A 13,715-nucleotide genomic window follows, 5' to 3' on the forward strand; every position below is an offset into this window, starting at 1 on the left:
AAGACGCTCGGACCAAGCCGTCACCCAGGTTTGTCAACCGAATAATCGTCTGATGAGGCGCGCGGATGCTGGGGTCAAAATCCGAAAGCGACCGCCACCTTCAGACCGAACGAGTAAGAAGCAGACCTAGCTTGAGGTAGGTTCAAACTCTTCTTCTGACTTCCTTCCAGAGCAAAAACTTGAATGGCCACGCTCTGAGATAGGGGATCAGCTTCTCTCGCGGCAGAGCCGCAAAAAGAAGGGTGGTCAGAACTGAAAACATACAGGACAGAAACGCCACAAAAGCTATCGGCATCATCAATACCGCAGTGAAGCCACCGACAATATGCGGCCAAGTACCCTTCTCAGCTACGATTCCCGCGCTAGCAAGAAGGCCAATCCCCAGCAAGATTAGGCCTATCGTGCCCAACGATACGAGCAGCGCGGTGAGTGCGGTTCTACGCTTCATATGCTTTGCCTCCCGGTAGCTTATCTCAAGCATAGCGGGGATCAATCCGCAGGGCGCGTTGTAAAGTAATAGTCGGCCTGCGAAAGGCGATTGTATGGTTGACAAACCCATTTGCTCACGACCTTGGCTCTGCTAGTCTCGCGCTTGGGTTTGGGGGTCAAGACATGAATGCCGCTGAGTTTATCGACAAGGTTCTAACGCCGCTCGGTGGCGGGCTTGGCGTCCTGCTGGCATGCCGGTTTTACCGCAACTTCGTGCGCAGGTCAGGCCTGGTCTGGAATTAGTGATGGCAGTTATGGTCGTGCTGATCCTGGGAGCCATCAAATGGCTCTAGGAGCTACCCAGCCGTAGGGAAGTTACCAATTTCGGAACCAAATTCCGCCTAACGCTTACGAGTCGTCGTTTCGTATACGGCTTGGTCATTTACAAGGTTTCGTATGCATCCGCCCTGATAGCCGCCAGTCGGAACGCGCTATGCTGGTGCGGCGTGGCGTGCAACGGCTGTTGCGGGACATCGGCCCTCTGCAGAACTGGCCCACGCTTGCCGCGGCGATAACAGGCCCTGACTGCCTCGATTTTTGATGATATGGCGGGCTTAGGCCGGGCGAAGGCAAGGCCGCTTCGGGCAGTGACATAAGCGGCCGGACCTCGCTCATCCGAGACTTCAGGACCTTTTCGGCCATCCCGCTTCTCACAAACGCGGAGATGACACCGATCAGAGATTCGATCCAACGCAGTATTGTCCGCAATACTTCCCGTAGCGCCTGGCCCATTACGTGACATGCCTCTCGGATCATCAATCGTAGCAGGATTATATTCCTATCTGGTCGAATTTGTCAATCGGATTTTGCCCAAGCATGGGTTCAAACCGTGAACAAAATCTGGCATGGTGGCTGCCATGCCGATCATCTCCCCGATTCTCCTCAATCCCCTGATCGATGGCCGCCAGTCGGAACGCGCCATGCTGGTGCGGCGTGGCGTGCAGCGGCTGCTTATGCAAATGGGCATGCATGTGCTGCCCGAACTGTCGCTGGCCACCGGGCGGCGCGCCGACCTTGTGGCGCTGACCAGGCAGGGCGACATCTGGATCATCGAGATCAAATCCTCGATCGAGGATTTTCGCGTCGACCGCAAATGGTCTGATTACCGGCTGCACTCCGACCGCTTCTTCTTCGCCACGCATCCCGGCGTGCCCTCGGATATTTTTCCGGAGGAATGCGGCTTCATCCTGTCCGACGGCTACGGCGCCGAGATTTTGCGCGAGGCGCCCGAGCACCGCATGGCCGCAGCAACGCGCAAGGCGCTGATGCTGCGCATTGCACGGGCGGGTGCGGCGCGGCTGCTGGCGGCGGAGCTGGCGGGTGTGGCGGTGCCGGCGCTGGCGGGAGAGAGCGAGTAGACGAAGCTCAAGTTCCTCGCCCCGCTTTGCGGGGGCGAGGAACCCAAGAACACCTACTCCACCTCCTCCTCCACTCCTGCCGCCGGCGCCATCAGCAACACGGCGGCACCCAGCAGCGCTGCAACGAAGGACCCCGCCAGGATGCCGACCTTGACGGCGTCCTGCAGCGCCATGTCGTTGGCGAAGGCAAGCAGGCCGATGAACAGGCTCATGGTGAAGCCGATGCCGCAGAGCAGCGAAATGCCGACCATGTGCAGCCAGCCGGCATTGACCGGCAGGTCGGCGAAACCGAGCCGGATGGCAAGCGCGGACGAGCCGAAGACGCCGACCAGCTTCCCCAGCACCAGGCCGGCGGCAACGCCGAGCGTCAGCGGCTCGACCAGGGCAGAGGCGCTGAGGCCGGCCAGCGACACGCCGGCATTGGCAAAGCCGAAAATCGGGATGACGAAGAAGGGCACGATCTTGTGCAGGCCGTGTTCGAGCCGGTGCAACGGCGAATGGTCGAGATCGTGGCCGCTGCCGGCAGAGATTTTCAGCGGAATGGTGAGCGCCAGCGCGACGCCGGCCAGCGTGGCATGCACGCCCGATTTCAGAACCAGCACCCACAGCACGGCGCCGAGCACTAGGTAGGGCGTCAGCCTCGTCACCCGCATGCGGTTGAGCATGATGAGCACCGCGATGACGGCGAAGGCCGCACCGAGATAGGCCAGCGACAGGCCGCTTGTGTAGAAGATGGCGATGATGATGACGGCGCCGAGATCGTCGATGATGGCGAGCGCGGTGAGAAAGATCTTGAGCGACGCCGGCACGCGGTTGCCGAGCAGCGACAGTACGCCGAGCGCAAAGGCGATGTCGGTGGCGGTCGGGATCGCCCAGCCGGAGAGCGCGGCGGCGTTGTTGCGGTTGATGGCGACATAGACCAGTGCGGGAACCAGCATGCCGCCGGCGGCGGCGACGCCCGGCAGCACGCGGCGCGGCCAGGTCGAGAGCTGACCGTCGAGCATCTCGCGCTTGATCTCGAGGCCGACCAGCAGGAAGAACACCGCCATCAGCCCATCATTGATCCAGTGCGACACGCTGAGCGGGCCGAGATAGGCGTGGAGAGCGGCGAAATAGGTTTCGGCCAATGGTGAATTGGCGACGATCAGCGCAAGGGCTGCCGCAACCATCAGGATGATGCCGCCCGCCGCCTCGCCGTCGAGGAATTCGCGAAGGATGGATTTCGGCTGCTTGTCGCGCATCTGTGCTCCGTTGCCGGGTTTTCCGGCGGCGTTATTGCCGATGATGGGCAAAGGTCGATGGCACGGCAAGCGCAACTGTTTCCAGCGTTGGCGCCGCCCCTCATTGTCCTGCCGGACGTTCGTCATTCGAAAAGCCAAGCAGTTGGCTTTTCGTCCGCTTCGCGGACCATTCCTCAACTCCCCACATAGCGACGGGGAGAAAGAGGCAGCTTCAGCCTCGCCGTCGTCTCCTGCAACGCCGGCGATTGGCGAAACCGGCGATGAGAGCGCCCCTCTCCCCCGGTCTCTATACGGGGAGAGGATGCCGGCAGGCAGGTGAGGGGCAGCGCTGAGGTTCGGCAATTGGCGGCCGGCGCCGCCGGCGCGTGAACCTCAGCGTGGTGCGCGCTTGGCGAGTATGCGCTGCAGCGTGCGGCGATGCATGTTGAGCCGGCGCGCGGTTTCCGACACGTTGCGGTCGCACATTTCGTAGACGCGCTGGATGTGTTCCCAGCGCACGCGGTCGGCCGACATCGGATTTTCCGGGGGGGCGGCGCGCTCGCCGGCGGTGCGGGTGAGCGCTGCAAACACGTCGTCGGCGTCAGCCGGCTTCGACAGATAGTCGATGGCGCCGAGCTTCACCGCGGTCACCGCGGTGGCGATGTTGCCGTAGCCGGTGAGGATGACGGTGCGGGCATCGTCGCGCTTCTCGCGGATGGCGGCGACGACGTCGAGGCCGTTGCCGTCGCCAAGCCGCATGTCGACCACCGCATAGGCCGGCGGGTGGGCGCGCGCCTTGGCCACTGCCTCCTCGACGCTCTCGGCCGTCTCGACCACGAAACCCCTGGTTTCCATGGCGCGGGCCAGCCGCGTCAGGAACGGCTTGTCGTCGTCGACGATGAGCAGCGAGGTGTCCTCGCCTTCGACCATTGCGCCAATTGCTTCTTCGCCAGTCATTATCTCAAAAAATCCTGCTGCCTTAATTTTACGCAGATATAGTTCCTGAACGCCATTGTCCAATTTTGCCGCCTCCGCCAAGGCTTTTACGCGGTGTCGAACATCGAGATCCCCACCGATTCCGGGTTGAGGAAGACCGTGCGCGGCCACGATATCTGCACGATCGCGCCTTCGCCCAGTCCGCTCGAATTGCGGAAATCGAGCGTGGCGCCGGAGCGTTCGAGCAAGGTCTTGGCGATGAACAGCCCGAGACCCAGGCCACCGCCAGCCTCGTTGCCCTGGCGTGTCGACATATAGGGCTCGCCGATGCGATCGATGATTTCGGGGGGAAAGCCCGGCCCGTCATCGATGATCGAGAAGGTGACGTCGAGTTCGTCCCAGCTCCATCGCACCGTCACACTGTTGCGGGCGAAGTCGACGGCGTTCTCGACCAGATTGCCGAGGCCGTAGATGACGCCGGGGTTGCGCCGTCCCACCGGTTCGGGGCCGACGCGCTCGCCCGGCCGAAGCTTGATCGAGATGCCGAAATCGCGGTGCGGCGCGGTCACCTCCTCGACCAGCGAGGTCAGCGGCAGACGCGACAGATGCGCCTCGCCCTCGGAGGACAGGCTGGTCAGCCGCTTCAGGATCTCGCGGCAGCGCTCGCTCTGCGACCGCAACAGCTTCACATCCTCACCATATTTCGGATCGTTACCCAGCGCCTTCTCCATTTCCTTGGAGACAAGGGCGATGGTGGCGAGCGGCGTGCCGAGTTCGTGCGCGGCGGCGGCGGCAAGCCCATCCAGAGCCGACAGATGCTGCTCGCGCTGCAACACCAGTTCGGTGGCGGCAAGCGCATTGGCGAGCAGGCGGGCTTCCTCGGCGACGCGGAAGGCATAGATGGCGGTGAAGGCGATCGAGGAAAACACCGCCATCCATATGCCGGCGACATAGATGAACGGCATGGGCAGCGGCGCGCCCTCATACCATGGCAGCGGCTGGTGGAAGAAGACCAGCAACGTGGCCGCCGCCATGACCAGCGCGCCGAGCACCGCAGTCAGCCGGAGCGGCAGCGACGCCGCCGAGATGACGACGGGCACGGTCATCAGCACCGAGAACGGGTTGGTGAGGCCGCCGGTCAAATAGAGCAGGCCGGCAAGCTGCAGGCTGTCGAAGGTCAGGATGAAAAAGGCTGAGAACGGGGTCAGCCGGTGCGCTGCCGGATAGCGGAAGGTCAGCACCAGGTTAAGCCAGGCCGAGCAGGCGACCAGCGCGAAGCAGAGGCTGACCGGCAGCGGGAATTTGAGCCCATAGGCGACGACCAGCACCGCCAGGCTCTGGCCCACGATGGCCAGCCAGCGCAGCCGGATCAGCGTGTTGAGGCGCAGCCGCTGGCTTTGCTGGAAGTCTGGCGCGTGCACGATGTTGATCATGGCCAAGGATTATAGCCGGGAAAGGACGAGCGCTAGGTCCCTCGCGGTTTGGCGCGGGCGGTGGCCGCAGCGAGCAGCGGATTTTCCGGCCAGACATGGCGGGGATAGCGGCCGCGCATGTCGGTGCGCACATCGGCCCAGGAGCCGCGCCAGAAGCCGGGCAGGTCGCGCGTCGTCTGGATTGGCCGGTGCGCCGGCGACAACAGCTCGAGCGTCAGCGGCACGGTGCCGTTGGCGATTGCCGGATGGCGGTCAAGGCCGAACAGTTCCTGCACGCGGATGGCCAGCACCGGCCATTCGCCGTCATAGCGGATCGGCGCATGGCTGCCGGACGGCGCGTCGAAATGGGTCGGCGCCAATGTGCCGATCTTGCGCTGCAAATCATGCGGCACCAGCGCCATCAGGCCCGACGACAGCGTGCCGGGGTCGATGGCGGCGAAGGACGCCTTGCCCGACAGGAACGGCAGCAGCCAGTCGTCGAGGCGTTCGAGCAGGGCGGCTTCCGAAACATCGGGCCAGGGCGCGCCGAGGCCGCGATGCAGCCAGCCTAGGCGCTGGCGCAGCGTCTCGCCGTCCTTGCCCCATTCCAGCAGCGACAGGCCGTGCTCGCGCAAGGCATCTGTTATGGCGCGGTCGGCGTCTGTTCCAGTTGGTGCGGGCAGCATGCGCTCCGACAAAGTGATGGCGCCGAGCCTGGCGGTCTCGCGCACGCGCACCGCGCGCCGCTCGCGGTCGAAACTCGTCTCGCGGCGAATCTCGATCCTGTCGGCGAGAGCGGCACGGATGTCGGTCTCGTGGACCGCGGCCGCGGCGGTTATACGGGCGTTTTGCGCCTTGCCCTGCAGGTCGGCGACGACCAGCCAGGTCTCACCGGCCAGCGGATCGGCGGCGTCGAGCATGGCGCCGGAGCCGTTGGCGAGCACGAAACGGCCACGCTCGCCGCGCGCCCTGGCGACGCGGTCCGGCCAGGCGTGGATGAGCAAAAGACCGGCAGAAGCGGCTTCGCTGCTCTTGGCGCCGCCCGCCTGCTTCGCCAGCCGCTCGGCCAGCTGCCTTGCCCCAACGGCGCGCGGCGACTTCTCAGTGCGAAAACGGATGAGCCGCCGTTCGAGATCGGTGCCATCGCCGCCGAGGCCACGCTCGGTGAGCAGGACGGCTAGCATCGCAGCCTCGAGCGCGTGGCCGCCGCCAGCGGCTTCAGCGACCATGTGTGCGAGCCGCACGGGCAGCGCCAGCTTGCGCATCGCGCCGCCCGCCTCCGTCAGCCGGCCGGCCGCATCGATGGCGTGCAGCGCCAGGAGCAGCGCCCGCGCCTCGTTGAGCGCGGGAGTGGGCGGCGGATCGAGGAAGGACAGGCTTGCGGGATCGGCGACGCCGAAGGCGGCGCAATCGAGCAGCAGGCCGGACAGGTCGGCTTCGAGAATCTCGGGCGGGGTGAAGGCGGGAAGGGCCGCCGTCTGCTCGGCCCGCCAAAGGCGGATGGCGACGCCTGGCTGCGTGCGTCCGGCGCGACCGGCGCGTTGATCGGCCGACGCCCTGGAAACACGCACCGTCTCCAGCCGGGTCAGGCCGCTCGCCGGCTCATAGCGCGGCAGCCGCGACAGGCCGGAATCGATGACGACGCGCACGCCGTCGATGGTGATCGAGGTCTCGGCGATCGACGTCGCCAGCACCACCTTGCGGCGACCGGGCGGCGCCGGCTTGATCGCGGCGTCCTGCGCCCTGTTGTCGAGCTGGCCGTAGAGCGGCACGATGTCGGTGTCGGCGCCGAGGCGGCCCTGCAGCCGCTCGGCGGTGCGCTCGATCTCGCGCTGGCCGGGCAGGAAGGCGAGCACGCTGCCGCTCTCCTCGGCAAGGGTGGAGCGGATAGCCTTGGCCATGGTGTCTTCGACGGGAACGCCGGCCGGCCGTTCGTCGTAACGGATGTCGACGGGAAAGGCGCGGCCTTGACTTTCGATCACTGGCGCGCCGGACAAAAGTTTTGCCACACGCGCGCCGTCGAGCGTCGCCGACATCACCAGCAAGCGTAAATCGGGCCGCAGCGCGCCCTGCACATCGAGCGCCAAAGCGAGGCCAAAATCGCCGTCGAGCGAGCGCTCGTGGAATTCGTCGAAAATCACCGCCGAAACGCCGGGCAGTTCCGGATCGTCGAGGATCATCCGCGCCAGCACGCCTTCGGTAACGACGAGGATTTTTGTCCGGGCCGATGTGCGGTTTTCCATGCGCATGGCATAGCCGACAGTGGCGCCGGGCTCTTCATCAAGCAATTCGGCCATGCGGCGGGCGGCGGCGCGGGTGGCGAGGCGGCGCGGTTCGAGCAGGACGATCTTGCCGGCGACCAGCCAGGGCGCATCGAGCAGCGCCAGCGGCACCAGCGTCGTCTTGCCGGCACCGGGCGGCGCCACCAGGACGGCGCTGTTGCCGGAGGCGAGCGCCTCGCTCAATGCCGGCAGCACAGCCGAGACCGGAAGCTCGGGCAAGGATCTCGTCGTCATTGCGTCCGCATATCAGCGGTCACCACAACCGTGCAACGGCTCAAAGCCTTGTGCGTGAAAACGGGTTCCAGCGCACCGTGCCCAGCCGCACCTCCTCGCGCACCATGGTGAGCAGGCCGGACGCGCCAACGACGGCCAAGCCGACCAGCGATATCCAGTCCGGATACTCCTGGAAGAACAGCGCGCCGAGGATGACCGCCCAGACGATCTGCGAATAATGCGTCGGCGCCATGCGGTTGGCCGGCGCGTATTTGGCGGCCAGCAGCTGCAGCAATTGGCCGCCGGCGGTAAAGGCGCCGCCCAGCACCAGCCACAGCAGCTGCATGGCGTTGGGGAGGGTGAACGATGTGGCGATGGTGCCGGCCCCGTTGAACAGCAGCCCGTAACCGATGAGCACGCCGAGCATGGTGGTGCGCTTTTCCTGCTGGGCGAGCGACCGCATCAGGATGACGCTCGCCGCGGCGAGGAAGGCCACCGTGAAGGCGGCAAGGTGTCCGAGATGCAACTCGCGAAAACCTGGCCGCACCACCAGCATGACACCTGCAAAGCCGGCAACCACCGCCAGCCAGCGCCATGGGCCGACCTTTTCCTTCAGGATGACGGTCGAGAGAATGGTAACGCAAAGCGGCGCCAGGAAGATCAGTGCATAGGTCTCGGCCAGCGGAATGGTGGTGAAGGCGTAGACGCTGAGCACGCCCGAGGCGATGCCGGCCCAGGCGCGGGCCTGCACCGCCCATGGCCGTCCGGTGCGCCAGAAGTCGCGCCAGCGCTCATCGACTGGGCGGCTGAAAAACAGGAAGCAGCCGGCAAACAGCGTGATGAAGAAGCCGATCTCGAAGACGGTGAACTGTCCGCCAAGGCTCTTGATAACGGCATCGCTGCACGAATAGCTTGCATAGGCGATGAGGGCGAGCAGGATTCCGTTCGTCACGTTTTTCCATTTCCGGGGAGAGTGCAGTGAAGGTATTGGCGCTCGGCGCGCATCCCGACGACATCGAGATATTCATGTTCGGTACGCTGGCTGCCTATGCCACGCAAGGCGCAGAACTGACTTTTGCCGTGGCCACGGATGGCGCCAGGGGCGGCATGGGCGACCCGAGCGTTTTGGCTCGTGCCCGCCGCGACGAGGCGGCGGCCGCTGCGGCGCTGCTCGGCGCAACCCTTCGCTTTCTCGACTTTCCCGACGGCGAACTGGTGGCTGATGCGGCACTGATCGCTTCGCTGAAAGCGCTGATACGCGAGACCGCGGCGGATCTGGTTATCACGCATGCCCCCAACGACTATCACGCCGACCATCGTGCTTTGTCGGACGGCGTGCGCATCGCGGCCTCGTTCGGCGTCCCCGTGCTGCATGCCGACACGATGGGCGGCACCGGCTTTGCGCCGACGCATTACGTCGACATTTCCGCCTACGGCGATATCAAGACGCAGGCGATCCGCGCGCACCAGTCGCAGTGGCCGGAGCAATATGTCGACAGAGCGCGCGTCCAGAATGAGTTTCGCGCCGGGCAATGCAACAGCGTTCCCGGCTCCTTGGCCGAGGCCTTCCGATTCGAGCCGACATTTCCCTTCGCCGACATCCGCGCGCTGCTGCCGCCCGCGCCCCCTGTTCGGCCGGTGACGCCGCAGACGAAAATTATAGGCGACCCCGGCTAAGCAACTTCCGGGCGAGCCGTCCGGCAATCATTTCCCAACGATTTCAATCGCCGTTTCGCCATGTTGCGGCGCAGCGACGAATTCGCTTGCCTTGTTTAGTAAAAATTGCATCACTAAACAAATTACTAAACATCTGCGGCGCACCGCGCCGCCCTGGCGACGCATAGCGCGCCGTGTTTAGCCCCTCGGAGGAGCGAGGGTTGAGGGGTTCTTGAAACGGCCATCCGGGCGCGTTTCGCAAATGGGAGGAAGGCATGAAATCGAGCTTGAAACTGGCGTTGGGGCTGGCCTCGGCGATTACCGCGTCGACAGCCGTCTCGAACGCGGCGCACGCTGAAGACCTGACGCTTTGCTGGGCCGCCTGGGATCCGGCAAACGCGCTGGTCGAACTGTCCAAGGATTTTACCAAGGAAACCGGCATCGGCATGAAATTCGAATTCGTGCCGTGGACCAACTATGCCGACCGCTTCCTCAACGAGCTCAACTCGCACGGCAAACTTTGCGACCTGATCATCGGCGACAGCCAGTGGATCGGCGGCTCGGCCGAGAACGGCCACTACGTCAAGCTGAACGACTTCTTCGACAAGGAGAAGATCAGCATGGACGACTTCGTGCCGGCAACCGTCGTCGGCTATTCCGAATGGCCGAAGAACACGCCGAACTACTGGGCGCTGCCGGCCATGGGCGACGTCGTCGGCTGGACCTACCGCAAGGACTGGTTCTCCAAGCCGGAACTGCAGAAGGAATTCAAGGAAAAGTATGGTTGGGACCTCGGCCCACCGACCACCTTCGACCAGCTGAAGCAGGTCGCCGAGTTCTTCCAGAAGCGCGAGATCGACGGCAAGACCGTCTATGGCGCTTCGATCTACACCGAGCGTGGCTCGGAAGGCATCACCATGGGCGCCATGGACGTGCTCTACAGCTACGGCTTCCAGTATGAAAACCCCAAGAAGCCCTACGAGATGGAAGGCTTCGTCAATTCGCCAGACGCGGTCAAAGGCCTGGAGTTCTACAAGTCGCTCTACGATTGCTGCACGCCTCCGGGTGCCTCGAACAGCTATATGGGCGAAGGCGTCGACGCCTTCAAATCCGGTCAGGTGGCCATGCACATGAACTTCGCCTTCACCTGGCCCGGCCTGCAGAAGGACGAGAATGTCGGCGGTGACAAGATCGGCTACTTCGTCAATCCGAAGGGTCCCGGCGGTGCCCAGTTTGCGCAGCTTGGCGGCCAGGGCATTTCGGTCGTGTCCTATTCAGACAAGCAGGAATCGGCGCTGAAATACATCAAGTGGTTCGCCAACAAGGATGTGCAGGCCAAATGGTGGTCGCTCGGCGGCTATTCCTGCCTGAACGCGGTGGTCAAGGACCCGGCCTTCCCGTCCAGCCAGCCCTATGCACAGACCTTCCTCGACTCGATGGCGATCGTGAAGGACTTCTGGGCCGAGCCGAGCTACGCACCGCTGCTGCAGGCGTCGCAGAAGCGCTTCCACGACTATGTCGTTGCCGGCCAGGGTTCGGCCAAGGACGCGCTTGACGGCCTGGTCAAGGACTGGACGCAAGTGTTCCAGGACGACGGCAAGATGTAACCGGACCAACGGCTCCTCCCGAGCCTGACCCCAGAGGCGGATGATTTTCAGGCCGAATCGATCAGAAATCATCCGCCTCAGGGCTAAAAAGAGAGAGAGCATGATGTCGTCCGAAAACCGCTTCACACTTTTCGGCATCATGCTCTTGGTCCCGTGCTGCCCTTGGCACGGGACGCAGTTCAGATAAATTCCAGTGTCGAGACTTGACGTGACCGAAGCAGGACTCACCATGCTCAATCGGACTGCGGAGAACGTTGCCCGGGCGACCCCGGAGCCGTTGGCCCGCAAGGTCCGGGGGATCAGCGACAAGGGCCTCGCCTGGCTGTTCATCTCGCCGACGATCCTGTTGCTCTTGGCCATCAACATCTTCCCGCTGTTCTGGGCGATCTACCTGTCCTTCACCAACTTCCGCGCGAACCGCCCGAACGAGGTGGTGAAAAACCTCGGCTTCGCCAACTACCAGCGCATCCTCGGCGACCAGGACATCTGGATCGCCATGCAGACGACGGCGCATTTCGTGTTCTGGACGATCCTGCTGCAGACGCTGATCGGTTTCACGCTGGCATGGCTGATCGACAGGAAGTTTCGCGGCCACGCCTTCTGGACGACCATCATCCTGGTGCCGATGATGCTGTCGCCGGCGGTGGTCGGCAATTTCTGGCGTTTCCTCTACGAACCGCAGATCGGCCTGTTCGCCTACGCCATCTCGTTCGTCACCCGGATACCACCGACCGACATCCAGATGCTGTCCAACGTGTCGCTGGCGCCGTGGTCGATCATCATCGTCGACACCTGGATGTGGACGCCCTATGTCATGCTGATCTGTCTCGCCGGCCTGCGCTCGATCCCCGAATACATCTATGAGGCGGCCGAGGTCGACCGCGCATCCAACTGGCGGCAGTTCTGGTCGATCACGCTGCCGATGGCGCTGCCCTTCATCATGCTGGCGGTGCTGTTTCGCGGCATCGAGAACTTCAAGATGTTCGACATGGTCAACCTGCTGACCGGTGGCGGGCCGGGCTCGACCACCGAGGTCGCCTCGATCACGCTGAAGCGGCAGGCGTTCGAGAGCTGGCGCACCGGATATTCCTCGGCCTTCGCCATCATCCTGTTCGTCGCGGTGTTTGGGCTGGCCAACATCTACGTCAAGGCGCTGAACAAGGTGAAGCAGAGATGAGCCTGACCACCGCCCACTCCGTCGTCGCCCCCTCGGCCAATTCGAAGCGGATCGCCGGCACGATCATCGTGCTCTACGCGCTGATCTCGATCGTGCCGCTGCTGTGGATCTTCGCCACCAGCTTCAAGACGCCGCCGGATTCGATCGCCTATCCGCCCAAGATTCTGTTCCAGCCGAGCATCGAGGGCTATTGCAACCTGTTCACGACGCGCACCAGGCAAACGCCCGACTACATCAACTCGCTCGGACCCGCGACCGGTTTCTGCGACGAGACCTCGCGCAAGCGCAACATGGTGATTGCCGGCCCGTCCAATTTCCTGCCGCGCTTCGTCAATTCGCTGATCATCGCCTTCGGCTCGACCTTCTGCGCGGTCTTCCTCGGCACGCTGTCTGCCTATGGTTTCTCGCGCTTCAAGGTGCCGCTGGCCGACGACCTTCTGTTCTTCATCCTGTCGACGCGCTTCATGCCGCCGATCGCGGTCGCGATTCCCATCTACCTGATGTACCGCGAGCTCGGCCTGTCCGACACCGCGCTCGGCATGATCCTGCTCTACACCGCTGTCAACGTGTCGCTGGCGGTGTGGCTGCTGAAAGGCTTCATCGACGAGATCCCGCGCGAGTATGAGGAAGCGGCGATGATCGACGGCTACACCAGGCTGCAGGCCTTCTGGCGCACCGTGCTGCCGCAAGCCACCACTGGCATCGCCGCGACCGCGATCTTCTGCCTGATCTTTGCCTGGAACGAATATGCCTTCGCGGCACTCCTGACCTCCGGCACTGCGCAGACGGCGCCGCCCTTCATCCCGACCATCATCGGTGAAGGCGGCCAGGACTGGCCGGCGGTTGCGGCCGGCACGACGATCTTCCTGGTGCCGATCCTGGTCTTCACCATCCTGCTGCGCAAGCAGTTGCTGCGCGGCATCACTTTCGGCGCGGTGCGCAAATGATTGATGTGCCAGGTCGACCCCCACTCCGTCGAGCTGCGCTCGACACCTCTCCCCCGATCGACGGGGTAGAGGAAGGACGCGAACTTCATTCAGGCAGGCTGCCTTCCTCGCCCTCCGGAGGGGGGAGAGGTGGCGCTGCGAAGCAGCGACGGACTGGGGGAACCACCTGGCAACCGTCTCGCCCCGTTACCGGGCAGAAGGAAGGGAGCTACGCATGACGCGCCCAGCCATCTCCAAAAAGTCATCCTGGCCTCGCTGGGCCCGGCGCGGCCTCATGGAAAACATTGCGACGGCGCTCATCGCCGTCGGCTTCCTGATGCTGTTCCAGCCTTTCGCGCTCGCGCTCTACACCTACTCCTTCATCACCATGCTCGCCGGCACAGTGATGTTCATCATCGTCTCGAAATTCCCGGAATAA

General features: G+C 63.8%; 12 protein-coding genes. 6 read left to right on the forward strand and 6 right to left on the reverse strand.

All coding sequences use genetic code 11. From position 1 onward, the window contains the following. Positions 1–142: 142 nt before the first annotated feature. Positions 143–448 carry a hypothetical protein gene (locus NKI10_RS05240; protein WP_352858988.1) on the reverse strand — a complete coding sequence of 102 codons (306 nt, stop codon included), beginning with the start codon at positions 446–448 and terminating at the stop codon, positions 143–145. 898 nt (positions 449–1,346) lie between these two features. Between NKI10_RS05240 and NKI10_RS05245 the strand changes: the two genes are divergently transcribed. After that, a complete protein-coding gene (locus tag NKI10_RS05245) occupies positions 1,347–1,847 on the forward strand; it encodes an MmcB family DNA repair protein (RefSeq protein WP_352858990.1) in 501 nt (166 codons plus the stop codon). Positions 1,848–1,900: 53 nt separating this feature from the next. Here the strand turns inward: NKI10_RS05245 and nhaA are convergent, their stop codons facing one another. From nhaA to NKI10_RS05270, 5 genes are all read right to left on the reverse strand, one after another. Next, positions 1,901–3,088: a Na+/H+ antiporter NhaA gene (gene nhaA / locus NKI10_RS05250; RefSeq protein ID WP_352511039.1), complete on the reverse strand. Its 1,188-nt coding sequence runs from the start codon at positions 3,086–3,088 to the stop codon at positions 1,901–1,903. A gap of 372 nt (positions 3,089–3,460) precedes the next feature. Beyond that, the gene (locus NKI10_RS05255) at positions 3,461–4,024 is read right to left on the reverse strand and encodes an ActR/PrrA/RegA family redox response regulator transcription factor (RefSeq protein WP_023672848.1); all 564 of its coding nucleotides are present in this window, start codon (positions 4,022–4,024) and stop codon (positions 3,461–3,463) included. 86 nt (positions 4,025–4,110) lie between these two features. Then, positions 4,111–5,436: an ActS/PrrB/RegB family redox-sensitive histidine kinase gene (locus NKI10_RS05260; protein WP_023738116.1), complete on the reverse strand. Its 1,326-nt coding sequence runs from the start codon at positions 5,434–5,436 to the stop codon at positions 4,111–4,113. A 32-nt stretch (positions 5,437–5,468) separates the two neighbouring features. Continuing rightward, complete coding sequence (gene hrpB / locus NKI10_RS05265; protein WP_352858992.1) at positions 5,469–7,931, reverse strand: ATP-dependent helicase HrpB; 2,463 nt, start codon at positions 7,929–7,931, stop codon at positions 5,469–5,471. A gap of 40 nt (positions 7,932–7,971) precedes the next feature. Further along, entirely contained in the window at positions 7,972–8,862 is an 891-nt protein-coding gene (locus tag NKI10_RS05270; protein ID WP_023725843.1) for a DMT family transporter, read from the reverse strand. A 26-nt stretch (positions 8,863–8,888) separates the two neighbouring features. Between NKI10_RS05270 and NKI10_RS05275 the strand changes: the two genes are divergently transcribed. From NKI10_RS05275 to NKI10_RS05295, 5 genes are all read left to right on the forward strand, one after another. Next, positions 8,889–9,587 carry a PIG-L deacetylase family protein gene (locus tag NKI10_RS05275; RefSeq protein WP_023725844.1) on the forward strand — a complete coding sequence of 233 codons (699 nt, stop codon included), beginning with the start codon at positions 8,889–8,891 and terminating at the stop codon, positions 9,585–9,587. Between the two features lie 254 nt (positions 9,588–9,841). After that, positions 9,842–11,173 carry an ABC transporter substrate-binding protein gene (locus NKI10_RS05280; protein ID WP_023684201.1) on the forward strand — a complete coding sequence of 444 codons (1,332 nt, stop codon included), beginning with the start codon at positions 9,842–9,844 and terminating at the stop codon, positions 11,171–11,173. 229 nt (positions 11,174–11,402) lie between these two features. Further along, positions 11,403–12,350, forward strand: coding sequence for a carbohydrate ABC transporter permease (locus NKI10_RS05285; protein ID WP_031198535.1), 948 nt, complete (start codon positions 11,403–11,405; stop codon positions 12,348–12,350). Next, positions 12,347–13,297 (forward strand): carbohydrate ABC transporter permease, encoded by a 951-nt coding sequence (locus NKI10_RS05290; protein ID WP_023694180.1) that lies wholly within the window; start codon positions 12,347–12,349, stop codon positions 13,295–13,297. The genes NKI10_RS05285 and NKI10_RS05290 overlap by 4 nt, the downstream gene beginning before the upstream one ends. 214 nt (positions 13,298–13,511) lie before the next feature. Continuing rightward, positions 13,512–13,715, forward strand: coding sequence for a hypothetical protein (locus NKI10_RS05295; protein WP_023694181.1), 204 nt, complete (start codon positions 13,512–13,514; stop codon positions 13,713–13,715).

Source organism: Mesorhizobium sp. M0802, assembly GCF_040320115.1.
Taxonomy (GTDB): Bacteria; Pseudomonadota; Alphaproteobacteria; order Rhizobiales; family Rhizobiaceae; genus Mesorhizobium.

Excerpts from the sequence above, each read along its gene's own strand:
- NKI10_RS05260 (WP_023738116.1), bottom strand. The coding sequence starts at position 5,436 with ATGATCAACATCGTGCACGCGCCAGACTTCCAGCAAAGCCAGCGGCTG.
- NKI10_RS05255 (WP_023672848.1), bottom strand. The coding sequence starts at position 4,024 with ATGACTGGCGAAGAAGCAATTGGCGCAATGGTCGAAGGCGAGGACACC.
- NKI10_RS05295 (WP_023694181.1), top strand. The coding sequence starts at position 13,512 with ATGACGCGCCCAGCCATCTCCAAAAAGTCATCCTGGCCTCGCTGGGCC.
- hrpB (WP_352858992.1), bottom strand. The coding sequence starts at position 7,931 with ATGACGACGAGATCCTTGCCCGAGCTTCCGGTCTCGGCTGTGCTGCCG.
- NKI10_RS05290 (WP_023694180.1), top strand. The coding sequence starts at position 12,347 with ATGAGCCTGACCACCGCCCACTCCGTCGTCGCCCCCTCGGCCAATTCG.
- NKI10_RS05245 (WP_352858990.1), top strand. The coding sequence starts at position 1,347 with ATGCCGATCATCTCCCCGATTCTCCTCAATCCCCTGATCGATGGCCGC.
- NKI10_RS05280 (WP_023684201.1), top strand. The coding sequence starts at position 9,842 with ATGAAATCGAGCTTGAAACTGGCGTTGGGGCTGGCCTCGGCGATTACC.
- NKI10_RS05240 (WP_352858988.1), bottom strand. The coding sequence starts at position 448 with ATGAAGCGTAGAACCGCACTCACCGCGCTGCTCGTATCGTTGGGCACG.
- nhaA (WP_352511039.1), bottom strand. The coding sequence starts at position 3,088 with ATGCGCGACAAGCAGCCGAAATCCATCCTTCGCGAATTCCTCGACGGC.
- NKI10_RS05285 (WP_031198535.1), top strand. The coding sequence starts at position 11,403 with ATGCTCAATCGGACTGCGGAGAACGTTGCCCGGGCGACCCCGGAGCCG.